Source organism: Longimicrobium sp., from assembly GCA_036389795.1.
In the GTDB taxonomy this organism is placed as follows: domain Bacteria; phylum Gemmatimonadota; class Gemmatimonadetes; order Longimicrobiales; family Longimicrobiaceae; genus Longimicrobium.
On the sequence record DASVWD010000013.1, the window covers coordinates 1 to 21,341 of the forward strand.

Consider the following 21,341-nt stretch of genomic DNA (forward strand, 5'->3'; position numbering starts at 1 on the left):
TCTGATAGAGCATCACACAGAGGACACAGAGGACACAGAGAAACTTCAATCGCGTCTTCAGTTCCTCCGTGTTCTCTGTGTCCTCTGTGTGATTCCAATCTGTTCGGAACCAGAACAATGCTCGGCAATCTGGTATGACTCCCGCGCGTGAGTGCGTGAGTGCGCAGGATACAGACTGCGAAAGGCCGGGGAAAGCGAGGGATACGGGCGACGGAAAGCTCCGGGCTCCGCCGTTCGCCGGCGGGCCCGGACGCTCTCCTCTCGCGAGACCGGAGGCTCGGGCCTACGGCTCCGCGAGGCCGGTGACCAGCCAGACCTTCGCGCTGTCGCAGGATGCGTCCGGCGCCCGCACCCACGAGAGCGCTCCGGCCCCGTTCTTCACCTCCCCGCCGCCGAACCCGCCCGTCGCGCCGACGCGAAGCACCCGGTCTCCCACCCGGACGGCCCGGTCCCCGGGGTTCCAGTCCGTTCCGGGCGACGGGAAGGCGGCGAGCCAGCGCTCGCCGCCCTCCCGGACGATGTAGAGGCAGGGGCCTTCCAACTCCAGCCTGCCCCGAAGCAGGGCGCCGTGGCCCTCGGGGCTGGCCGGGTACAGCGCGAGCGGGCTCGCCGCCGCGCCCGTGCGCTGCCCCGCGGGCGCCCCCGGCGAAGGCCGCTCGCCGCCGGGCGAGCAGGACGACGCCAGGAGCAGGACCCCGAGGCGGAGAATGCAGCCGTGGCTACGGGCCATAGACCAGTGTAACCCCCAGGTCAGAGATGTAGTCGGTGGACATGTACACCGCGTAGCTGCACTGGCCCGCGCCGGGACCCGTGGAGGACACCGACTTGTGGATCCCGAAGGCGGTCTGGCCGTTGAAGAACGGGCCGCCGCTGTCGCCGAGGTCGCACAGGAGGCTGGCGCCCTCGACCCGGATGAACAGGGCGCTGCACGTGACGGTGCCGCACGCGCCGGAGTAGGCCGGCTGGTGCGTCGTGCTCGCGACCGAGCCGCAGCTGTACCCGGTCGTCATCCCGCGGTGGCAGACGGTGTTGCCAACCGCCGTGCTGCTCCTCAGCCGCCGGCCGGTCAGGACGCGGGCGGTGGTGGTGAGGTCGGCGTAGAACTCCGGGTACTCGTCGTGGGACGTGGTGTGCCACTGCACGTCCGCGTCCGCGTCGAGGCTCTCGGACACGAAGGTGATCGCGTAGCTCGTGCCACCGAACTCGAAGTAGGTCTGCGTGTTGCCGCAGTGGGCGGCGGTCAGCACGCCGCGGGTGCCGGCACTGTTCTGCACCACGAAGCCCGACGTGCAGGTGGACAGGTTCGCGCCGCCGCGCGTGTGCGCGTCCCGTTCCGGGGCGTCGACGAGCCGGATGCGCACCGGGTGGCCGAGCTGCCTGGAGAACTCGGCTCCCTGGGCCTTCGCCGCCTCGCCCGCCGCGCCGGTGGCGTGGACGATGAGCACGATGTCGCCGGTCTTCACGTCCATGTCCGTGGCCATCAGGCCGGGAAGTGCCGCCCTGAACTGCGGCAGCGACGCCTGGATCCTGCCGAGGACCTGCGACTCGGTGGCGGCGGCCCCGGTGACGAACACGACCGGAGTCGGCGAGTTGGCGGCCGCGGCCTGGAACTCGGGCGGAGCGGGGGCGTCTCCCGCCAGCCGGACGACGATGCGGAACTCGGGCTGGTGCTCTACCCACAGCCCCGCGAAGCGGCCGGGGTTGGCCTTCCTCAGCCGGTCGATCACGTCGCCCTGCTGCTCCTGCGCCCGGAGCCGGCGCACCGCCTCGTCGACGCCGACGTTGAACTGGGCCGCGTAGGCGCGGGCGTCCGCCTGGATCACCTCGGCGGCGGTCGCCCGGCGGACCGGGGGGCCCGGATGGGCGGGCACTTCCTGCGCGGCCGCGTCGATCGCCGAGAAGGACGCGGCAGCGGCACTGGTGGCGGCGAGCACTCCCAGGAGCCCGAAGAGACGGCTCGCCCTACGAGGTTGGTGCATGGTACCCTCCTGCGCCGAGTGGACGAATCCCGGAGCACCGGAGCCCCGGAGCCGAGCAGAGACAGCCCGGCACCGATCGTCACCAAGCAAGAGATATTCCACCTTTACGTCTCATAAGATGCGCAACTGTGGAAACTTTCCTGGGCGGGAGCGGAGAATCCGCCCGTTCAGGCGGATTGCCCTGCGAGCGAAATGACACCACCGCTCACAGGGCGGAGCTCATGGTTGCCACGGTTTGCGAAGGAGGAGCCGCGGGTCTCGGCGAGGCAGCGACGCTGCGGTGTCCGGCGCACCGTGCTGCCTGGTCGGGCACGCTCCCCCGAACCGGCCTGGACGCTCCTGGCGCCGGTGGGGATGGACGCCGGGCGGTAGCGGCGCCGGGTCAGGGCTCCCGCCGTCGCGCGGCGTCCGCATTTACGCACTTCCCCACTCCCCCCGCGCGCCTTATCCTTGGGCGCACCCTCGACTCCTCGCCCGTCGAGACCGCCCGCGCTCTTTTTCCCGCCGCGGCCCGTTCCCGATGACCGACCTGCACGACCGCCTCTCGGCCCTCTCGCCGGCCAAGCGCGCGCTGCTGGAGCGCCTGCGCGCCGGGTCGCCGGGGGCGGACGACATCCCCCCCGCGCCCGACGGGCCCGCGCCGCTCTCCTTCGAGCAGCGCCGGCTCTGGTACCTGCTCCAGCTCGCCCCCGACGCGCCCGTCTACACCATCCCGCTCGCCTTCCGGCTGCGCGGCCCCCTGGACGCCGCCGCGCTGCAGTGGGCGCTCGGCGCGCTGGTGGCCCGCCACGAGCCGCTGCGCACCGCGTTCCGCGAGACCGGCAGCGAGCCCGTGCAGCTGGCCGGGAGCGCGGACGACTTCGCGCTGGAGGTGGAGGACCTGGAAGACGGGGACGCGGAGGACGCGGAGGCCGAGGCGCGCCGCCGCACCGCCGCCTTCGCGCGGCGCACCTTCGACCTGGCCCGCGGCGAGACCTTCCGCGCCGCCCTCCTGCGTGTCGGGAAAGACGACTGGCGGCTCCTGCTCGGCATCCACCACCTGGCGGGCGACGGGTGGTCGACCGCGCTGCTCCTGCGCGAGCTGAGCGCGCTCTACGCCGCCCGCGCCGCCCGGCGGCCGGCGGACCTCCCGCCGCTGCCGCTCCGCTTCCGCGACTGGGCCGCGTGGCAGTGGCGGCGCGAGGCGGACCCGTCGGCCGACGCGGCGTACTGGCGCGAGCGGCTGGCCGGGGCGCCGCACGTGCTGGAGGTGCCGCCCGACCGGCCGCGGCCCGCCGTGCAGGACTGGGCCGGCGCCAGGCACCCCTTCGCCGTCGCCCCCCCGCTCGCCGGCACCCTGCGCGCGCTCGCCCGGCGCGAGGGGACCACCCTCTACGCCGTCCTGGCCGCCGCCTGGGCCCTGGTGCTGGGCCGCAGCGCGGGCGAAGAAGACTTCCTCCTCGGCACCCTGCTCGCCAACCGCCAGAGGCCCGAGCTGGAGGCGCTGGCCGGCTTCTTCGCCGCCACGCTCCCCTTGCGCGTGCGGCTGGACGGCGACCCCACCGTGCGCGAGCTGGTCCGGCGCGCGCACGCCGCCGCGCTGGGCGCGCAGGAGCACGCCGGGCTCTCCTTCGACCGCATCGTCGAGCTGGCCAGCGTCCGGCGCGACCCAGGCCGGCCGCCGCTGGTGCAGTCCGTCCTGGTCCTCACCGACGCCGCCTCGCAGGCGCTGCGCCTCCCCGGGATCGACGCCGAGCAGGAGAGCGTGGACTCCGGCACCTGCGCCTTCGACCTGATCCTGATGCTGGAGGACCGCGGCGGCGGCGGCGCGGTCGCCGCCGATCTGCTGTACGCCACCGGCCTCTACGAGCCCGCCACCGCCGGGCTCCTGGCCCGCCACCTCACGGCGGTGCTGGAGCGCTTCGCCGCGGACCCGGACCGCCGCATCTCCCGCGTCTCCCTGGCGACGGAGGAGGAAGTCCGCGCGGCCGCCGCCTGGAACCGCACCGCGCGCCCCGTCCCCGACCTCACCCTGCACCAGCTCTTCGAGCGCCAGGCCCGGGCGACGCCGGAGCGCCCGGCGATCGTCCACGGCGGCGAGAGCCTGTCGTACGCCGAGCTGAACCGCCGCGCCAACCGCATGGCCCACGCGCTGCGCGGCCGCGGGATCGGCCCCGAGGCGTGCGTCGCCCTGCTGATGGAGCGCACGCCCGCGCTCGTCGCCGCCATGCTGGGGGTGCTCAAGGCCGGCGGCGCCTACACCGTGCTCGACCCGCGCGCCCCCGCCGCCCGCCACGACGCCGTGCTGCGGGCCGCGCGCGCCCGCCTCGTCGTCGTGGACGCCGCCTGGCGCGCCCGGCTCGCCGCGCTCCCCGTCGAAGCCGCCGGGGTCGACGCCGCCGCGCTGGACGGCGGGCGCGACGACGACCCGGCGCCGCTCGCGACTCCCGCGAACCTGGCGTACCTCTGCTTCACCTCGGGATCGAGCGGCGGACCGAAAGGCGTGGAGGCCGAGCACCGCTCCGTCGTCGCCGTCCTCCACCACTGGGCGGAGATGGTCGGCGGGCCGGGGACGAGCCTGGCCGCCGCGCCCGCCAACTTCGACTTCTCCGTCCCCGAGCTGTTCGGCGCGCTCTGCTTCGGCGGCACCGCCGTGCTGGTGGAGAACGCGCTCGCCGGGGCGCCGGAGGGGTGCGCGGTCGACACCGCCTGCTTCGTCCCCACCGCCGCCGCCGAGCGCCTGCGCACCGGGCTCCCGCCGGGGCTGAAGACCGCCGTCGTGGGCGGCGAGGCCGTGCTGCCGTCGCTGGTGGACGAGCTGTACCGGGCCGGCGTGCGCCGCGTGGTGAACATCTACGGCCCCACCGAGACCACCGTCTACTGCACCGCCGCCGACCTCCCGCCCGGGACCGGGCGCGTCACCCTCGGCCGCCCGATCGCCAACGCGCGCGCCTACGTGCTCGACCCGGCGCTCCACCCCGCCGGCATCGGCGTCCCCGGCGAGCTGTGGATCGGCGGCCCGGGCGTGGCGCGGGGGTACGCGGCGCGCCCCGGCCTCACCGCGGAATCCTTCCTACCCGACCCCTGGGGCCCGCCCGGCGCGCGTATGTACCGCACCCGCGACCTGGCCCGCTGGCGCGGCGACGGCACGCTCGACTTCCTGGGCCGCCGCGACGCGCAGGTCAAGGTGCGCGGCTACCGCATCGAGCTGGAGGAAGTCGAGCAGGCCCTGGCCGCGCACCCGGCCGTCGCCGCGGCCGCCGCCCTCCCGGTGAGCGAGGGCGCGGGCGAGCGGCGGCTGGCCGCCTGGCTCGTCGCCCGGGGCGGCGAGCGGCCCGAGCCCGAGGCGCTGCGCGGCTTCCTGCGCGAGCGGCTCCCCGAGTACATGGTCCCCTCCACCTTCGCCTGGACCGGCGCGCTCCCCCGCACCCCCGCCGGCAAGCTCGACCGCCGCGCCCTCCCCGCGCCCGGCGCCGTCGCCGTCGCCGTGCGCCACGTGGGCCCGCGCTCGCCGCTGGAGGAGAAGCTGGCCGCCCTCTGGCGCGAGGTGCTGGGCGTGGAGCGCGTGGGCGTGCACGACGACTTCTTCGACCTGGGCGGCCAGTCGATCACCGCCACCCGGCTCATGTCCCGCATCCGCGCCGAGCTGGGCGTGCAGCTCCCCGTGGCCGAGCTGCTGCGCGGGCCGACGATCGAGCAGGTGGCCTGGCTGGTGGCCGGGCGGCAGCCGCGCGAGGTCCGCCTCCCCCTGGTGCCCTTGCAGCCGCTGGGGAGCCGCCCCCCGCTCTTCCTGGGGCACCCCGGCGGCGGCCACGTGGTCTGCTACCGCACCCTGGCCGGGCTCCTGGCCCCCGAGCACCCCGTCTACGGCCTGCAGGCGCGCGGCATCGACGACGGCCGGGCGCCGCTCGGCAGCGTGGCCGAGATGGCCGCCTGCTACCTGGAAGGCGTCCGCCGGCTGCAGCCCCATGGGCCCTATCACCTGGGCGGGTGGTCGTACGGCGGGCTGCTGGCGTGGGAGATGGCGCAGCAGCTCCACGCCGCCGGCGAGGAAGTGGCGCTCCTGGCCATGCTCGACACCGCCGCCCCCGACCCCGACGCCGACCGCGCCGACGCGCTCAGCCACGCGCGTATCCTGCAGCGCATCGTCGCCGACCTGGCCGGGTGGGCCGTCGCCGGGCTGGTGAAGGTGGAGAAGATCCGCCACCTGCCGAAGCGCGAGCAGGCGCTGGCCGCCATACGCCAGGCCAGGGCCCCGCGCACGCTCCCCGAGTCGCGCGTGGACGAAGTGCTGCAGCTCACCGCCGTGCGCAGCGCCAACCTGCACGCGCTGGTGGGCTACCGGGCCCTGCCGTACCGGGGGCACCTCACCTACTTCCACACCGCCGGCTCCGCCCGGATGCACTCCCCGCGGCTGGGGCCCGGCTACTGGAGCGCCCTGGCCGAGGGCGGCGCCACCGTGCACGAAGTCACGGGCAGCCACGGCACCATCCTGCACGAGCCCCACGTCGCCGCCGTCGCCGCCCGCCTCGCCGCGGCCATCCCCTGATCTCCGGCGTCGGGACAGTCACGCACTTCGCACTTCACACTTCGCACCTCGCACTTCGCACTGCGGTCCTGGGCGTGTCCCTCCGCTGCGCTCCGGGCCGGGCTGCGCGCGCGGTAGGGCACGATACGACCGTGCCCAACCGCGCCGGGCCCGCGTCGGCCGAAACAGCCCGGCCGCCACGGTCCCGGCCCTGTCGGGCGCGCATCCCTCACGCGGAACGGCAGGGAATAGGGGACAGGGGACAGGGAACAGCCAGCACCACCCCACCCTCGCCCCCGGCTCGTAAAGTCCACCCTCTCCCGAAGTTGGGAGAGGGTTGCCGCTCTCAGGCGGCGGGTGAGGGCCCCCGCCGCCGCGCCTGGATCGGCCGCGCGGGGGTAAGCCCCCCGCCGTTGACACATTGTCCTCCCCCGCGCGTTCTTCATTGCAGTCCCTCTCCACCCCGCGGTCCGCCGCCTGCCCGGCGGGCACGCGGCCACCTCCGTCTCCGCTGGACCCATGCGACGCAGCCTCCTCGCCCTGCTCCTCCTGGCGCTGCCGGCCACCCCGCTCGCCGCGCAGACCGGCGTCGTCCGCGGCCGCGTGAGCGACCCCGCCGGGGCGCCGCTGGCCGGCGCCACCGTGCATGCACAGCGGGTCCGCGCCGTCACCGACTCCGCGGGGCGCTTCGCCCTGTCCGGCCTCGCCCCGGGCACCGTGCGCGTGCGGGCAGGCCGGCTGGGGAGCGAGACGCAGGAGCGCGCGGTGGAGGTGGCGGCGGACGGCGCGGCCGAAGTCGACTTCGTGCTCCCGCTGCAGGCCATCATCGTCGACTACCGTGGGGACACCGTGGCCTGGCACACCGGGCCCGCCGGCGCCGCCGTCCACGGCATCCGGCCCGACAGCGCGGGGCGCGTCTCGGCCGAGAGCTTCTCCGAGCTGGTGCAGGGGCGCGCGCCGGGGCTCTTCGTGCGCCGCGCCAGCGGCAGCGTGGGCGCCGCCTCGTTCATCGAGATGCGCGGGCCCACCACCATCTCCCTGCACCGCTCCCCGCTCCTGGTGGTGGACGGCGTGCGCACCGCCAGCGAGAACGTGGCCGGCCTCTTCGACGTCGACGGCCTCACCCCCATCTCGGGCTACGACGACCTGGACCCCGACCAGGTGGAGAGCGTGGCCGTCCTCCCCGGCCCCGCGGCCGCCGCGCTCTACGGCCCCGCCGGCGCCAGCGGCGTCATCGAGGTCCGCACCCGCCGCGGCGCGCCCGGGCGCCCCCGCTGGCGCGCCTTCGCCGAGGCGGGCGCGCGCGAGGACCCCGGCGGCTACCCCGCCAACTTCGCCCAGATCGGCCGCACCCCCGCCGGCGTCCGGGTCGCCAACTGCCTCCTGGTGTTCCGGGCCGCCTCGCTCTGCACCCCCCTGGCCGACTCGCTCGTGGCCTTCAGCCCGCTGGACCAGGCCAGCCCCTTCCGCACCGGCGCCCGGCGCGGCGCGGGGTTCGGCGTGGACGGCGGCGGGGGGCGGGTCTCCTACGCCGCCGGCGCCGGCCTGGAGCGCGCGCTGGGCGTGCTGGAGGAGAACGACGAGACGCGCTGGGACCTGCGCGGGCGCGTCACCGTGCGCCCCCTGGCCGGGGTGGAGGTGACGGCGCACACCGCCCACGTGCGCCGCGACCAGCGGCTCCCGTACGAGGGGAACAACAGCCTCAGCATCGTCCTGGGCGGCCTCCTGGGCACCGCCGACGAGGCGCTGCGCAGCGGCTACCGGCCCCCGTTCACGGGCCCCGACGCCGACTTCTACGAGAACACCCTGCAGACCTGGCGCGCCACCGCCGGCCTGGAGGCCGCCTGGAGCGCGCGCGAGTGGCTCACGCTGGGCGGGCGCTTCGGGATCGACCGCCTGGGCCGCGACCAAGTGCGCACGCGGCAGACGCTCTCCAGCGTGCAGCCCGCGTTCACCGAGGGCGCCGAGGTGGACCGCGAGCTGCGCGACGTGGCGCTCGAGGCCGCCGCGGCGCTCGGGCGGCCGGACGCGCTGGGGCTGCGCGCCACCCTGGGCGTGGAGCGGCTCTCCGACCGCTACGCCGCCCGCGAGCGCTCCACCCTCTCCACCACCCCCACCGAGTCCGCCGCGCTGGCGCGGCGCGTGGTGCTGGGGGCCTACCTGCGGCCGGAGCTCGCCTGGCGCGGCACCGTGCGCCTGGACGGGGTGCTGCGCCGCGACGAGCCCCGCAGCCGCGACGCGCTCTGGTCCGCCTCGCTGGGCGCCGCCTGGTCGCTCGCCGACGAGTGGTTCTTCCCGGCCCCGGAGTGGCTCTCGGGGCTCACCCTGCGCGCCGCCTGGGGGCGCATCGCGCGCAACGCCGAGACGGCGCCCGGCCTCGACCGCCAGGGCGAGCTCACCCTCTGCCCGCTGGGCCAGGCGTGCGTGGCGCCCGCCCCGCAGCGCTCCGAAGAGCTGGAGGGCGGCCTCGACGCCGCCCTCTTCGGCGGGCGCCTGGGGGTGGGGCTCACCGCCTACCGGCGCCACGACCGCGACGTGGTGGTGTTCGAGCGCCTCCCCGGCGAGCCCGCCGTCCCCTCGTTCCACAACGGCGCCGACGTGCGCAACGCCGGCGCCGAGCTGGCGCTGCGCGCGCGGCTCGTCGACCGGGCCTCGCTGGGGTGGGAGGTGGAGCTGCTGGGGGCCGCCAACCGCAACCGCGTCACCCGGCGCAGCGGCCCGTTCCTGGTCACCGAGCCCGTGCGGCAGCGCATCCAGGAGGGCTACCCGCTGGGCGCCTACTTCGCCCTCCCGCTCCTCTCCTGGGGGGACCGCGACGGCGACGGGCTCATCGACGCGCAGGGCTGCTTCACCGGCAACCCCGACTGCGAGGTGGTGGTGGGCCGGGAGCAGGTGTACCTGGGCGCGCCGCTCCCCACGCGCATGCTGGCGCTGGCCAGCCGCCTGCGCCTGGGCCAGCGGGTCACGCTCTCCGCGCGGCTGGAGCACCAGGGCGGCGCCCGGCTCTGGAACGCCGCCCGGCAGCTGCGCTGCGCCAGCCTGCTCACCTGCCGCGAGGCCGTGGAGGCTTCCGCCCCGCTGGAGGACCAGGCCGCGGTGGTGGCGGGGCTGCTGGGGGTGAACGGCCCCTTCGTGGAAGACGCCGACTTCGTGAAGCTGCGCGAGGTGGCCCTCACCCTCTCTGCGCCCCCCGCGTGGACGCGCCGGATCGGGGCCGCCGGGGTGGAGCTCACCGTGGCCGGCCGCAACCTGGCGACGTGGACCCCCTACTCGGGGCTGGACCCGGAGGTGAACGCCTACGTCTTCGCGGCCCCCACCGCCGTGGTCGACCTCGGCTCCCCCCCGCTGCCGCGCACGGTCACGACGCGGGTGGAGGTGCGGTTCTGAAAGTGCGTGAGTGCGGAAGTGCGTGAGTGCGCTCGACTCTGTCTCCTACCATCTTCGCACCTCGCACCTCGCACTTCGCACTTCGCACCTGGGGTTGGGATGGAGCATCGCGCGCTGGGCGGGACCGGGCTGACGGTGCCGGTCGTGGGGATGGGGACCTGGCAGACCTTCGACGTGCGCGGCCCGGCGGGGGAGCGGGGCGCGCGCGAGGTGGTCGACGCGGCGCTCGCGGGCGGGGCCAGCTTCTTCGACAGCTCGCCGATGTACGGCGAGGCCGAGCGGGTGCTCGGGGAGGCGCTCCGGGGGCGGCGCGAGCGCGCGCTGGTGGCCACCAAGGTGTGGACGGGCTCGGGCGACGAGGGGCGGCGGCAGGTGGAGCGCGCGCTCGGCTTCTACGGCGGGCGCGTCGAGCTCTACCAGCTCCACAACCTGGTGGCCTGGCGCACCCACCTGCCGCTGCTGGAGCGCCTGCGCGACGAGGGGCGGGTCGACGCGATCGGCGCCACCCACTACGCGCCCTCCGCCTTCGGCGAGCTGCGGCGCGTGATGGAGACGGGGCGCGTGACCGCCGTGCAGGTGCCGTACAACCCGCTGGAGCGCGAGGTGGAGCGTGAGATTCTCCCCCTGGCGGCGGAGCTGGGGCTCGGCGTGGTGGTGATGCGCCCATTCGGCGAGCGGAGCCTGCTGCGCCGCGTCCCCGAGCGCGAGCTGGAGCCGCTCCGGCCGTTCGGGGTGCGCACCTGGCCGCAGGCGCTGCTCAAGTGGATCCTGAGCGACCCGCGCTGCCACGTCGCCATCCCCGCCACCTCCAGCCCCCGCCACATGGCCGACAACGCCGCCGCCGGCTCGCCCCCCTGGCTCGGCCCCGAAGAGCGCGCCTGCGTGGCCCGCCTGGCCGCGCGGTGAGGGTGACCGCCTGGCTCGCATGGGCACGGCCCGCGACTGCATTGACACTATAGTGTAATAACACTATGCTGTTAATCTCTCCACGACCACTTACACCGGCCCCATGGCGATTCCGAAGCTGCCCCTACCACCCCTGGTCGACCGCGAGCGGGAATTGAAGGAGCTGCGCTCCATGGTGGAGCGGGGCGGGCCGGCGCTCGCGCTGCTGTACGGCCGCCGGCGGGTGGGAAAGACATTCCTCCTGGACCACGCCTTCGAGGGGCGGCGGTTCTTCTACTTCCTGGCGGGCGACACCACGCCGGAGCTGAACAAGCAGGAGCTGCTGCGCGAGATCGCCCCTCTCCTCTCCGACCCCGCCGACGCGGACCCGTCGCTCTTCCCGAGCTGGCGCAACGTGTTCCGGCTCTTCGCCGACCTGGCCGGCGAGGGGCCCTTCACCGTGGTGCTCGACGAGTTCCAGTACCTGCTGGGAGGCGAGGAGGACATCGCCTCCCAGCTCATGGCGGTGTGGGACCGCGAGCTGCGCGGGCGCCCGCTGGTGCTGGTGGCTGCGGGTCGGCGGTGGGGACCATGGAGCGGCTGGAGCACGGGGCAGGCCCGCTCTACGGGCGCTGGAACTGGGCCGCCCGGCTGCGCCCGTTCGACTACTTCGACGCCGCGCGCATGCTCGGCGAGCGGCCGGCGCGCGAGAAGGCGCTGGCGTACGGCATCCTGGGCGGCACGCCGCGCTTCCTGGCCATCCTGCGCCCCGGCGAGCCCCTGGCGGGCCGGGCGGCCGAAACGGTCCTCTCGCCGCGCGGCGAGGTGCACATCCAGCTGGAGCGGGTGGTCGAGCAGGAGAAGGGAATCCGAGACCCCGCCGAGTACCGCGCCGTTCTCGCCGCGATCGCGGCCGGGAAGACGCAGATCGAGGAGATCGCCGGCGCCACGGGGCTCGGAGACCGGCCGTACGTGGTCCGCCGGGCCGTGCGCGTGCTCGAGGAGCTGGAGCTGGTCTGGCGCGAGCGGAACTTCGACGCACCTCCCAAGGCGGCGTACCGGTACCGCATCGCCGACAACGCGGTGCGCTTCTGGTACCGGTTCGTGCACCCGAACCGCAGTCTGCTGGAGACCGGCGACGCGCTGGGCGTCTGGGAGGCGCGCGTGGAGCCGCTCCTGAACGACTACATGGGGAAGGTGTTCGAGCGCCTGGTGCGCGAGGCCTTCACCCGCTGCCACGCCTCCTGGGGTCTGCCGGCCGCCGGCGAGTGGGCGCGCTGGGAAGGGCGCGACCGCAACCGGCGCAGCATCGAGGTGGACCTGGTGGCGCGGCTGGAGGACGGCCGCATCCTCGCGGGCGAGGTCAAGTGGTCGACCCGCCCGGTGGGGAGCGACGTGCTCACCGACCTCCTGCGCGACCTCGACGACCTGGGGCGCTCCGGGCAGGGGTGGGCCAGGGACGCCCTCTCCGACTCACGCTCCGCGGGCTTCCTCTTCGTCGCCTCGACGGCGTTTACCGCGGAGTTCCGGACCCGCGCGAGGAAGGACCCGCGCATCCGGCTGGTGACGCTGGAGGAACTCTACGCGGGGGCCGCCCCCTCGCCTTGACCGTCCCGACCACCTCCTTCGCGTTGCAAATCCTATTACCATTATAGTATTATTACACTGTAGTGTTAATACTTAAGGATTAACTCCCGGTGGTCCCCGGCGCAAACCCGCTCGTCCTATCGAGCGGCTACGGATCGACACGGCGGAGCGGAGAAACGCCGAAGCGTGGTGGAGGGCGGAAAAAGACGCCGCCCCTGTCGCGCGCGCGGCGGACGCGACAGCTTGTCGGCGGCAGGTTCGCGCATCTCATCCACCGCCACCCGAGCCAAGGCCGCGCATGCGCCCGCCCGTCCGCCGCTTCCGCCCGCCCCTCGCGCTCCTTCCGCTCGCCCTGGCCGCCGGCTGCGCGCCGAACCGGCCCGGCGCGCGGCCGCTCCTCGCGGACGCGCCGCCGCCGGTGATGCGCGAGTTCCGGGGCGTGTGGGTGGCGAGCGTGGCGAACATCGACTGGCCGTCGCGCCCCGGGGTGCCGGCGGACAGCGCCAGGATCGAGCTGGTGGGGATGCTGGACCGCGCGGTGGCGCTGGGGCTGAACGCCGTAATCCTGCAGGTGCGCCCGGCGGCGGACGCGCTCTACCCCTCGGAGCTGGAGCCGTGGTCGGAGTACCTGACCGGCGAGCAGGGGAGGGCGCCGGACCCGCTCTGGGACCCGCTGGAGGTGGCGGTGGCCGAGGCGCACCGGCGCGGGCTGGAGCTGCACGCCTGGTTCAACCCCTACCGCGCGCGGCACCCCTCGGCCAAGTCGCCGCAGGCGCCCACGCACCTCTCGCGCACGCGGCCCGAGCTGGTGAAGGAGTACGGGCGCTACCTGTGGATGGACCCCGGCGAGCCGGCGGTGCAGGACCACTCGATCCGCGTGATGCTGGACGTGGTGCGCCGCTACGACGTCGACGGGGTGCACATCGACGACTACTTCTACCCCTACCCGGAGCGCGACTCGGCGGGGCGGACGGTCGACTTCCCCGACGAGCCGAGCTGGCGGCGCTACGTGGCCTCGGGCGGGCGCCTCTCGCGCGACGACTGGCGGCGCCGCAACGTGGACGAGTTCGTCCGGCGCCTGTACGGCGAGATCAAGCGCGAGAAGCCGTGGGTGAAGTTCGGCATCAGCCCCTTCGGCATCTGGCGCCCGGGGTACCCGCCGCAGATCACCACGGGCTTCGACCAGTACGCCATGCTCTACGCCGACGCGCGCAGGTGGCTGCGCGAGGGGTGGATGGACTACTTCACCCCGCAGCTCTACTGGCCGATCGCGCAGACGGGGCAGAGCTACCCGGTGCTGCTGGACTGGTGGGTGGAGGAGAACGTCATGGGGCGGCACCTGTGGCCGGGGAACTTCACCAGCCGCACCTGGGAAGGGAACCCCACGCCGTGGCCCGCCAGCGAGGTGCTGGGGCAGATCTACGTGACGCGCGGGCGCCCCGGGGCCACGGGGAACGTGCATTTCAGCATCAAGGCGTTCTGGATCGACCGCGACAGCCTCTCCGAGCGGCTGGCGCGCGAGGCGTACCGCGAGCCGGCGCTGGTCCCCTCCTCGCCCTGGCTCTCGCGCGCCCGCCCGGGCCGCCCCCGCGCCACCCTCGTGCGCGACGCCGCGAGCGGCAGGCTGACGGTCGCCCTGGAGCCGGGCGGCGGCCCCGCGCCGTTCCGCTGGGTGGTCCAGTCCCGCGCCGCCGACCGCCGCTGGACGACCGAGGTGATCCCCGGCTGGATGCGGGAGCACGCGCTGCCTGCCGGGGCGGAAGTGGTGGCCGTCTCGGCCGTGGACCGGCTGGGGAACGAGGGCGGGCGGACGGTGGTCGTCGCAGGTTCGGGTTCGCGCGAGGCGAACCCGGGCGCTTCTCGGTAACGGGAGGGGCGTGAGCGCGGGGTTCTACTGCGGTCCCTTCTGTTCCCCGATGTAGACGACCTCACCGGGGCGAATGTTCTGCAGCGCCGCGTTTACCTGTGGGATGAGCGGCGCCAGGTCTGCGCGGCGGTTGCTCGGCGCGCGCAGGATGACGATGCCGAGCGACAACGCGCTCACGTTCTGCTGGTGCGGGATGCCCCGGTCCATCGTGACGAAGGCGTCGAACTCCGTCTGGGCGGCCCGGAGCAGTGCCCCGTTCTTCATGCCGTCCCACCCGCGTTCCAGCACGGTCCAGACTTCGAGCTGCGGGTCGAAGAGGGGCTTGAGCCGGTGGTCGAGCTGTTCGTCAAGCAGCACGCGCATGGCCGCCGAGTGCAGCACGGAGCGCGAGCTCCAGGAACGCCTCGGCCTGCTCGCGGCGTACGTTGGGGAAGCCGGCCAGGAAGTCTTCGAGCGTCTCCCCGGCCTTCAGGTGGGCGATCAGGCTCTCGACCGGCACGCGCGTACCCGCGAACACCGGCGTGCCGCTCATGACCTCGGGGTCCACCGTGATGATCCGATCCCGCTCCATGGCTGGGCTCCTGCCGAGTGATGCGCGACCCACTGCCGGGTCGCTCTTTTGAAAGTCTCACCAGAACCAGGCGGAAGCAAGGACTAGTCGTCCCGTGGCTGGACGACTGGCCCGCAGGAACCTCCCTCGACCAACGCAGCCGGAGGGAAGACACCGTCCCCCGGACGGGTGGAACGGAATGGTGCAACCGGCCGACGTGATGGTACGGGGGAGAAATTTGTTCCGGGAGCCCGGCGCGTCCCGGGCGGACGGCGGACCGGCCCTATCTCGTTTTCGGCGTGTTTCTTAGCCTTCGTGGCCCCGGAGGTGGCACGGAACTTGGAAAACGAGGGGCGGACTACCCGTTCTCTCCTCGCAGCCGGAGGCGCCGCATGGACGTGCTGGTGCGCAGGTGGGTGGAGTGGAAGGGCAGGAGAAAAGCCGCGCAGGTGATCATCTACGACGGCGCGGCAGAGTACGAGAAGACGCGGTCGTTCGTGCGCGGGATCGCGCTGGGGGCTCTGGGGATGACGGTGGTGTTCGCCCTGACGGCGCCGACGGCGGTGGACCCGCAGCTGGTTGAGCAGTCGGTGCGGCGGCAGACGCTGTTGATGGATGCCAACCGTCGCGCCGACGAGGCGGTGGAAGTAGCGAACCTCTGCCTGAGGACCGCGTCGAGCATGGAACAGACACTCCACTCCTACCAGGAAATGCTCAGGAAGCCCTGACGAGCGAGCCCGGCCCCGCGGCCGGGCTCGGTCGTTTGGGGGCTCGGGGGGTCGAGGGCGCAAAGGCGGCTGAAGCCGCGGCAACAACCGCAGAAAGCCTCGCAAACCCCGCGAGGCTTCAAACGCAAACGGCAACGACCCGCGTGAGGGATGCGCGCCCGACAGGGCCGGGACGCCGCCGCCACAGGGGTATCGTGGCGGCGGTGGCCCGGCGCGGTTGGGCAGCGTTGTTTGCTGCCCTACCGCGCGCGCAGCCCGGCCCGGAGCGCAGCGGAGGGACACGCCCGAACGGCAGTGCGAAGTGCGAAGTCCTGAGTGCGAAGTGCTGAGCGCGCCGATCGATTCCCAGCACTTCGCACTTCGCACCTCGCACTTCATTTCAGGAAGGCGCGGACGGCGGCGAGCACGTCGTCGGGCTGCTCTTCATGCGGCCAGTGGCCGGCGGCGGGGAGCTCGACCACGCGCGCGCCGGGAAGCGCCGCCTTCCAGCGCTCCAGGTGGCGCGGCGGGAACGCGGGGTCGCGCATCCCCCACACGATCAGCGCGGGAAGGCCTCGCAGCGCGTCGCGCCGGCGCCAGAGCGAGTCGTAGAAGGCGCCGGAGCCGAGGAGGGCCTTCGCCAGCGGCCACAGCACGGCGCCGCGCGACCAGGCGTCGGGGAAGGGGGCCAGGTACTGGCGGTGGACGGCGGGGGTGAGCCTGCTCTTGTCGCCGTACGCGCCCGGCACGATCACCTTCAGCGAGAAGTTGAGGCGCCGGTACAGCCAGCGCCCGAGCCGGCCGCCGGCGACGCGCGCCTTCGTCTCCATCGACCGGTCGCCCGCGAAGCTCCACATCCAGGTGTTCAGCACCACCAGCCGGCGCGCTCTGCCGGCCAGGGCGAGCGGGAGCGCGATCGGCCCGCCGTAGTCGTGCACCACCAGGGTGAAGCCGTCCAGCCCCAGCGCGTCGGCGAACCGTTCGAGCGCCTCGGCGTGGGCCTCGGGGGTGTAGGCGAAGTCGCGCGGCCGGTCGGAGAGGCCGAAGCCGAGCAGGTCCGGCGCGACGCAGCGGTGCGTGGACGCGAGCCCGCGCACCAGGTGCCGCCACTCGAAGCTCCAGGTGGGGGTGCCGTGCACGAACAGGATCGGCTCGCCCGCGCCTTCGTCGAGGTAGTGCATCCGGCGCCCGCCGGGGAGCTCGGCCCAGTGGTGCGCGAAGGGATAGGCCCCGGTGTCCAGCCACGCGGGCGCGCGGCGCTGCTCCAGTGCCACGGTGGTCGTGCTCATGGGATCGTCTCCGCGTTTCGGCTTGTTCTTGACACCTTCTTTGGATGAATGTACGTTCAATCAAAAGTTTGGCAAGGGTCGTGGTGAGCTCCTGGCGCGCCACGCCCGAGCGACCGCTAACCGGGATTCGAGATGAGCCCTCGCTCTCCCCAGCAGAACGAGCGGATCCGCGCGGCCAGCCGGGCGCGGATCGTGGAGCACGCGCTGCGGCTGTTCGCGGAGCACGGCTACGAACGCACGTCGGTGAAGATGATCGCGGACGCGGCGGGGATCTCGCAGGGGCTGCTCTACAACTACTTCGAGAGCAAGGACGCGCTGCTGCGCGCGATCTTCGAGGCGAGCATGGACGACGTGCGCGCCTCGTTCGCGGCCGCCGAGGCGGAGCCCGACCCGCGGCGGCGCGTGGAGCGGCTGGTGCGCGGGAGCTTCGAGATCCTGCGCCGCAACACGCTCTTCTGGCGGCTGTCGTACGGGGTGCGGATGCAGGCGGCGGTGCTGGAGGGCCTCGGCGAGCGGATCCAGGGGTGGACGGGGACGATCCTGGCCACGCTGGAGCGCTACCTGCGCGAGGCCGGCGTGCCCGACGCCCGGCTGGAGGCGGCGCTCCTCTTCGCGATGATCGACGGGGTGTCGCAGCACTACGTGCTCGACCCCGGGCACTACCCGCTCCCCGAGGTCACCGAGCGGATCGTCGAGCGCTACCGGCTGCTGGTGGGCGGGGAGGAGGTGGGAGCCGGGTGACAGGTATTCCGCGGACGTGCTCTCGATCCGTCTCCTCCATCCGCGTCAGCCCATGAAGAGGAGCTTGTAGGCGAGCAGCACGGCCACGCTCAGGACCGAGGCGGCGAGCGCGCCGCGGTGGCGCCGGAGGAAGTAGAGCACGACGGCGAGCCAGCAGAGCGCGGCGGCGATCAGCGCGCCCGCCACGTAGTCGTCGACGACGGCGAGGGGGAGCCGGCCTCCCTGCACGTGCTTCAGGCGGAAGTACTCGGCCAGGATCCGCACCAGGGCCAGGAACTGGATGGTGATCCCGGCCTGTGCCCAGCGCTCGGGCCTGCGCCACGGGGATTCTCGCCGGTTCGATGGCGGCGCTGCGTCGGACATCGAGCTTCCCGGTCGGCTTCAGGCAGGGTGGAGGGCGCGAGACACGGCGCGATGCCCGCGCAACATGCGTGGAACCGGGGGACGGCACCACCCTGGCGTGACGGATGGGAAAGCAGCGCCGCCGCCGGACCCGCGGATGGGTCCGGCGGCGGTGCGTCACCGTGGAGAGCCTACTGGTCGCAGTACGGCGGGCAGGTGAACTGGTCGTAGGTCATGCACGGCTCCTCACACGAGTAGCAGGAGTAGTAGGCGCAGGTGTACTCGTTCTGGCAGGTGTACTCGCAGCTGAGGCAGGTAGCGTCGTCGCAGGTGTTCTGGCACGTCGCGGGGCAGGTGGCGCAGCAGGTGTTGCAGCACGTACAGCAGCACGGGCAGCAGCAGCAATACGGACAGTACTCCTGCTCGTTCGCGCGCACGGTGCCGCCGCGTTCGGCGCCACGGGCGGTGTCGAAGGACTCGACCACCAGCGCGTCCAGGTCCAGTCTGAGCTTCTTCATCGTGCGCTCCTCTCGTGTCTGGATGACGCCGCCGGCTCGCGCGCGGCGGCCGAGTGCGATCGGGCACCTGTCCGCTCCGACTGGACGGCACTCAAGCCGCCGGGACGCACTCGACGCCGGATCGCGGGGGCTGACACAATAGAGGACGGCCGGAATTGTAAGGCAAGCATCACGCGCGCCCCGCTGAATTGAGGCTAATCCACGAGAAAGAAGCGGGCGAGTGAACCGCCTCGTGCGCCGGCCCACCTGGCGTAGCGGCGGCGCGTCCGGCCGGCTACGGGACGGCGGAGTCCGGCGGAGGGGCGTTCGCGGGGCGGCGGGGGAGCCAGCGCGGGACGGCGGCGCAGTAGCGCTCGTAGGCGGGACCGAACGCCCTGCGCAGGCGCGGCTCTTCGTGGAGGCGCACGAAGAGGTGGTAGGCGATGGCGAGCGCCGCGGCGTAGGCGAGCAGCACGGGCGCGCCCGTCCAGAGCGCCTCGCCGACGACGGCGAGCACGGCGGCGACGTACATGGGGTTGCGCACCCAGCGGTACAGGCCCACGGCGACCAGCTCGCGCGGCGGGTCGTACGGCGCGGCGGTGCCCCGGCCCCGCCGCACGAACTCCACGGAGCACCAGAGGATCACGCCGACCCCGGCGGCGGCGGCGGCGAGCCCGAGGAGCCGCAAGGGCCCGGCGTCCACCCGCGGCCGCGGCCCGTAGCTCACCAGGGCGGCGGGGACGAGGCCGAGCACCGTCCCCGGCACCACGAGGAAGAACAGCGCCGCGCGCAGCCAGATCATCGCATCACCACCTGCCGCACGGTGTCACCCGACCGGTGACGGGACGCCCTCCACCAGGATCATGTGGGCGCCGGCGATGGCCTGGCGCAGCGCCTTCGCCTCGGCGTACTCGGGGGAGCTCCACCACGCGCGCGCCCGCTCGGCGGTGGGGAACTCGAGCACCACGAGCCGCCGCGGGCGCCAGGAGCCCTCCAGCTGCTCCACCGGCGCGCCGCGCACCAGGTAGCGCCCGCCGTACGCCGCGATCGAGGGCGGCGCCAGGCGTTTGTACTCCTCGTAGCGCTCGGCGTCGTGCACGTCGATGTCGACCAGGATGTACGCCGGCATCTTCGTCTTCTCCCGTCGAAATCCCTGATCAGGTGCGATAGATGGCCGTGAGCGCCCGCATGCCGCCGACGTCTTCCGCGACGTCGGTGGAGTCGGCGAACTGGTCCACGGCGCCGTAAGCGGGGAGCGCGCGCAGGCGCTCGGAGCGGATGGCCCCGCGCAGCGCCTCGGCGAAGCGGTCCGCGTGCGGCACAAGGTAGGGCCGCCCGTGGAACGGGGCCATGCGCGCCTCCAGCGGCGCGGTCACCCCCAGCGCGTTGTGCATCTCGCCCGCGTGCAGGTACGCCGGCCCGAGCGCGGCCTCGCGCGCCTTCCAGCCGCCCGCGTCCAGCACCGCGTGGAAGACGGGCGTGAGCCGCGGCGCGCAGGCCAGGCGGGCGAAGGCGCTGCCGAACCACTTCCAGTAAGGAGCGTACTCGCGCTCGGCCAGGAAGCAGAGGCGCATCAGCTCGATCACCTGCCGCGCGGCCACCAGCCGGGAGCCCAGCTCGTCGCCCGCGTCGCCGGCGCGGGCGGCGAAGGCTTCCTCCTGGGCCACGCGCACCCACTGGCAGGCCATGCGGTAGAGCCACACGTCGCGCGGGTACCAGCGCAGCCGCTCGCGCACGGCCTCCAGGCCGATGCGGTCGTGGAAGAGCCGGCCCGCGCGCACGGTGCCGAGCCGCTGCGAGGGGATCGCCAGCCAGTCGAGCTCGCCGACCTCCCGCGTGGCGTCGACGCCCAGGTACTCGGCCGTGAAGCGCGCCGGGGTGGTGACGGTGACGCCGTGCGCGATCGGGCGGCGGTCGGTGAACGCGATGAGGCCGCCGTCGAAGCCGGGCCGGTCGAAGTGGGTGGGGTAGCCGTCGACGGTGAACGGCAGCTCCTCGCCCATCAGCGCCAGGATGGCATCCGCGTGCGCCCGGTAGTCGTCCTCGCCGAGGAAGAGCGTGAGCCGGGCGCCCCAGTGGTGGTCGCGCGACTGGGCGGTGTCGAAGCCCAGGACGTCGGAGCCGCGGTCGAGGCGCCCCGCCGCGTACGCGAGCCCCGGGAAGCGCTCGGCCAGGAGCGGGCGGACGGCGGCGTGGAAGAAGCGCTCGGAGAGCCGGAGGCCGGGGACGAACGGCGGGAGGGGGTCGAGGGGCATCGGTCTGCGGAGGCGGGTCCGGGGCGTCGGGGGAATCGGGCGGGTGAGCCCGCGGCGACAACGGCGAAAAGCCCGCCCGCGCGGGCTCGTTCGGCCCGGAGGTCAGCTCGTGGCCGGCGGCCGGCGCTCGTCCACGCTCAGGTGGCCTCGCCCTCGCCGAAGCCCTCGTTCATGCACTGGACGCCGCCGGGGGGGAGGGGGACGAAGCGGCGGCCCTCCACGTCCACGCGCCAGGCGTGGCGGACCCGGGTGAGGATGGCGGCCTCCTCGTAGGCGACCACCGCGACGGTGTTGTCGTCGCCGCCGCCGCTCGCGTCACCCACGGCGCACTGGGGGCCCAGGATTACCGTGTCGCCCTGGGCCAGGGGCGGTATGCGCTGGACGGCCAGCACTTCAAGGGAGGGGCGCCCCTGCGCGTCGTGCCCGGTGGTGCGCGCCAGCCAGAGCATGTCCCCGGCGGCGTCGCGCCGGTGGTCGACCGTGTAGTCCATCGACTTCTGCGGCTCGACCACGTACCCGCCCAGCATCCGCACCCCCGCGGGCCCGGGCGGAATCCGCAGGCCCACGTACGACGGCGGCGTGTCGACGGCCGCGGGCGCGCCCCGCGGCGCCGGCGAGGCCGCGGCCGGGGTGTCGGCCCGGGCCGTGGAGGCCGCGGGCGGATCGTCGGGCTCGGACCGGGCGCACGCCGCGAGCGCGAGGAACAGCAGGGCGGCGGTGGTGCGATGGATCGCCATTGCACTCAACC

Annotated in this window: 18 protein-coding genes; 7 read left to right on the plus strand and 11 right to left on the minus strand. The window is 74.0% G+C overall.

Features of this window, described 5'->3' with window-relative positions:
- Positions 1-283 precede the first annotated feature (283 nt).
- Together VF746_01365 and VF746_01370 are read right to left on the minus strand one after the other, a co-directional pair.
- On the minus strand, positions 284-730 hold the full coding sequence (locus tag VF746_01365) for a hypothetical protein (protein HEX8691061.1): 447 nt from the start codon (positions 728-730) through the stop codon (positions 284-286).
- Entirely contained in the window at positions 720-1,979 is a 1,260-nt protein-coding gene (locus tag VF746_01370) for a S1 family peptidase (GenBank protein ID HEX8691062.1), read from the minus strand. Before VF746_01370 ends, VF746_01365 begins: the two co-directional genes overlap by 11 nt.
- Positions 1,980-2,499: 520 nt before the next feature.
- Between VF746_01370 and VF746_01375 the strand changes: the two genes are divergently transcribed.
- The 5 genes from VF746_01375 to VF746_01395 all read left to right on the plus strand — a co-directional run bounded on the left by VF746_01375 (position 2,500) and on the right by VF746_01395 (position 14,212).
- Positions 2,500-6,507 (plus strand): amino acid adenylation domain-containing protein, encoded by a 4,008-nt coding sequence (locus tag VF746_01375; protein HEX8691063.1) that lies wholly within the window; start codon positions 2,500-2,502, stop codon positions 6,505-6,507.
- Between the two features lie 498 nt (positions 6,508-7,005).
- On the plus strand, positions 7,006-9,873 hold the full coding sequence (locus VF746_01380) for a TonB-dependent receptor (GenBank protein HEX8691064.1): 2,868 nt from the start codon (positions 7,006-7,008) through the stop codon (positions 9,871-9,873).
- Positions 9,874-9,972: 99 nt separating this feature from the next.
- Positions 9,973-10,779 (plus strand): aldo/keto reductase, encoded by an 807-nt coding sequence (locus VF746_01385; GenBank protein HEX8691065.1) that lies wholly within the window; start codon positions 9,973-9,975, stop codon positions 10,777-10,779.
- A 570-nt stretch (positions 10,780-11,349) separates the two neighbouring features.
- Positions 11,350-12,366 carry an ATP-binding protein gene (locus VF746_01390; GenBank protein HEX8691066.1) on the plus strand — a complete coding sequence of 339 codons (1,017 nt, stop codon included), beginning with the start codon at positions 11,350-11,352 and terminating at the stop codon, positions 12,364-12,366.
- 277 nt (positions 12,367-12,643) lie between these two features.
- Positions 12,644-14,212, plus strand: a complete 1,569-nt coding sequence (locus tag VF746_01395) for a family 10 glycosylhydrolase (GenBank protein ID HEX8691067.1) — start codon at positions 12,644-12,646, stop codon at positions 14,210-14,212.
- Positions 14,213-14,236: 24 nt separating this feature from the next.
- Here the strand turns inward: VF746_01395 and VF746_01400 are convergent, their stop codons facing one another.
- Complete coding sequence (locus VF746_01400) at positions 14,237-14,575, minus strand: DUF5615 family PIN-like protein (GenBank protein ID HEX8691068.1); 339 nt, start codon at positions 14,573-14,575, stop codon at positions 14,237-14,239.
- Positions 14,559-14,783, minus strand: coding sequence for a DUF433 domain-containing protein (locus VF746_01405; GenBank protein ID HEX8691069.1), 225 nt, complete (start codon positions 14,781-14,783; stop codon positions 14,559-14,561). The genes VF746_01400 and VF746_01405 overlap by 17 nt, the downstream gene beginning before the upstream one ends.
- 371 nt (positions 14,784-15,154) lie before the next feature.
- Between VF746_01405 and VF746_01410 the strand changes: the two genes are divergently transcribed.
- On the plus strand, positions 15,155-15,490 hold the full coding sequence (locus VF746_01410) for a hypothetical protein (GenBank protein HEX8691070.1): 336 nt from the start codon (positions 15,155-15,157) through the stop codon (positions 15,488-15,490).
- Positions 15,491-15,864: 374 nt separating this feature from the next.
- Here the strand turns inward: VF746_01410 and VF746_01415 are convergent, their stop codons facing one another.
- Complete coding sequence (locus VF746_01415) at positions 15,865-16,758, minus strand: alpha/beta fold hydrolase (GenBank protein HEX8691071.1); 894 nt, start codon at positions 16,756-16,758, stop codon at positions 15,865-15,867.
- Between the two features lie 132 nt (positions 16,759-16,890).
- Here VF746_01415 and VF746_01420 point away from each other — a divergent pair, with 132 nt between their 5' ends.
- Positions 16,891-17,499 carry a TetR/AcrR family transcriptional regulator gene (locus VF746_01420; GenBank protein ID HEX8691072.1) on the plus strand — a complete coding sequence of 203 codons (609 nt, stop codon included), beginning with the start codon at positions 16,891-16,893 and terminating at the stop codon, positions 17,497-17,499.
- Between the two features lie 45 nt (positions 17,500-17,544).
- Here VF746_01420 and VF746_01425 read toward each other — a convergent pair whose 3' ends face one another.
- The 6 genes from VF746_01425 to VF746_01450 all read right to left on the minus strand — a co-directional run bounded on the left by VF746_01425 (position 17,545) and on the right by VF746_01450 (position 21,330).
- On the minus strand, positions 17,545-17,862 hold the full coding sequence (locus VF746_01425) for a hypothetical protein (protein HEX8691073.1): 318 nt from the start codon (positions 17,860-17,862) through the stop codon (positions 17,545-17,547).
- Between the two features lie 170 nt (positions 17,863-18,032).
- The gene (locus VF746_01430; GenBank protein HEX8691074.1) at positions 18,033-18,359 is read right to left on the minus strand and encodes a hypothetical protein; all 327 of its coding nucleotides are present in this window, start codon (positions 18,357-18,359) and stop codon (positions 18,033-18,035) included.
- A 274-nt stretch (positions 18,360-18,633) separates the two neighbouring features.
- Entirely contained in the window at positions 18,634-19,140 is a 507-nt protein-coding gene (locus tag VF746_01435) for an isoprenylcysteine carboxylmethyltransferase family protein (GenBank protein HEX8691075.1), read from the minus strand.
- Between the two features lie 24 nt (positions 19,141-19,164).
- Positions 19,165-19,467: a DUF1330 domain-containing protein gene (locus VF746_01440; protein HEX8691076.1), complete on the minus strand. Its 303-nt coding sequence runs from the start codon at positions 19,465-19,467 to the stop codon at positions 19,165-19,167.
- 28 nt (positions 19,468-19,495) lie between these two features.
- A complete protein-coding gene (locus tag VF746_01445) occupies positions 19,496-20,593 on the minus strand; it encodes a DUF4037 domain-containing protein (protein HEX8691077.1) in 1,098 nt (365 codons plus the stop codon).
- 137 nt (positions 20,594-20,730) lie between these two features.
- Positions 20,731-21,330 (minus strand): hypothetical protein, encoded by a 600-nt coding sequence (locus tag VF746_01450; protein ID HEX8691078.1) that lies wholly within the window; start codon positions 21,328-21,330, stop codon positions 20,731-20,733.
- Positions 21,331-21,341 lie beyond the last annotated feature (11 nt).

What these genes read in the sequence shown, in the direction of transcription:
- VF746_01445 (HEX8691077.1), bottom strand. Translation starts at nt 20,593, where the DNA reads ATGCCCCTCGACCCCCTCCCGCCGTTCGTCCCCGGCCTCCGGCTCTCC.
- VF746_01365 (HEX8691061.1), bottom strand. Translation starts at nt 730, where the DNA reads ATGGCCCGTAGCCACGGCTGCATTCTCCGCCTCGGGGTCCTGCTCCTG.
- VF746_01395 (HEX8691067.1), top strand. Translation starts at nt 12,644, where the DNA reads ATGCGCCCGCCCGTCCGCCGCTTCCGCCCGCCCCTCGCGCTCCTTCCG.
- VF746_01435 (HEX8691075.1), bottom strand. Translation starts at nt 19,140, where the DNA reads ATGATCTGGCTGCGCGCGGCGCTGTTCTTCCTCGTGGTGCCGGGGACG.
- VF746_01375 (HEX8691063.1), top strand. Translation starts at nt 2,500, where the DNA reads ATGACCGACCTGCACGACCGCCTCTCGGCCCTCTCGCCGGCCAAGCGC.
- VF746_01440 (HEX8691076.1), bottom strand. Translation starts at nt 19,467, where the DNA reads ATGCCGGCGTACATCCTGGTCGACATCGACGTGCACGACGCCGAGCGC.
- VF746_01430 (HEX8691074.1), bottom strand. Translation starts at nt 18,359, where the DNA reads ATGAAGAAGCTCAGACTGGACCTGGACGCGCTGGTGGTCGAGTCCTTC.
- VF746_01400 (HEX8691068.1), bottom strand. Translation starts at nt 14,575, where the DNA reads ATGCGCGTGCTGCTTGACGAACAGCTCGACCACCGGCTCAAGCCCCTC.
- VF746_01380 (HEX8691064.1), top strand. Translation starts at nt 7,006, where the DNA reads ATGCGACGCAGCCTCCTCGCCCTGCTCCTCCTGGCGCTGCCGGCCACC.
- VF746_01370 (HEX8691062.1), bottom strand. Translation starts at nt 1,979, where the DNA reads ATGCACCAACCTCGTAGGGCGAGCCGTCTCTTCGGGCTCCTGGGAGTG.
- VF746_01420 (HEX8691072.1), top strand. Translation starts at nt 16,891, where the DNA reads ATGAGCCCTCGCTCTCCCCAGCAGAACGAGCGGATCCGCGCGGCCAGC.
- VF746_01425 (HEX8691073.1), bottom strand. Translation starts at nt 17,862, where the DNA reads ATGTCCGACGCAGCGCCGCCATCGAACCGGCGAGAATCCCCGTGGCGC.
- VF746_01385 (HEX8691065.1), top strand. Translation starts at nt 9,973, where the DNA reads ATGGAGCATCGCGCGCTGGGCGGGACCGGGCTGACGGTGCCGGTCGTG.
- VF746_01390 (HEX8691066.1), top strand. Translation starts at nt 11,350, where the DNA reads ATGGAGCGGCTGGAGCACGGGGCAGGCCCGCTCTACGGGCGCTGGAAC.
- VF746_01415 (HEX8691071.1), bottom strand. Translation starts at nt 16,758, where the DNA reads ATGAGCACGACCACCGTGGCACTGGAGCAGCGCCGCGCGCCCGCGTGG.
- VF746_01405 (HEX8691069.1), bottom strand. Translation starts at nt 14,783, where the DNA reads ATGGAGCGGGATCGGATCATCACGGTGGACCCCGAGGTCATGAGCGGC.
- VF746_01450 (HEX8691078.1), bottom strand. Translation starts at nt 21,330, where the DNA reads ATGGCGATCCATCGCACCACCGCCGCCCTGCTGTTCCTCGCGCTCGCG.
- VF746_01410 (HEX8691070.1), top strand. Translation starts at nt 15,155, where the DNA reads ATGGACGTGCTGGTGCGCAGGTGGGTGGAGTGGAAGGGCAGGAGAAAA.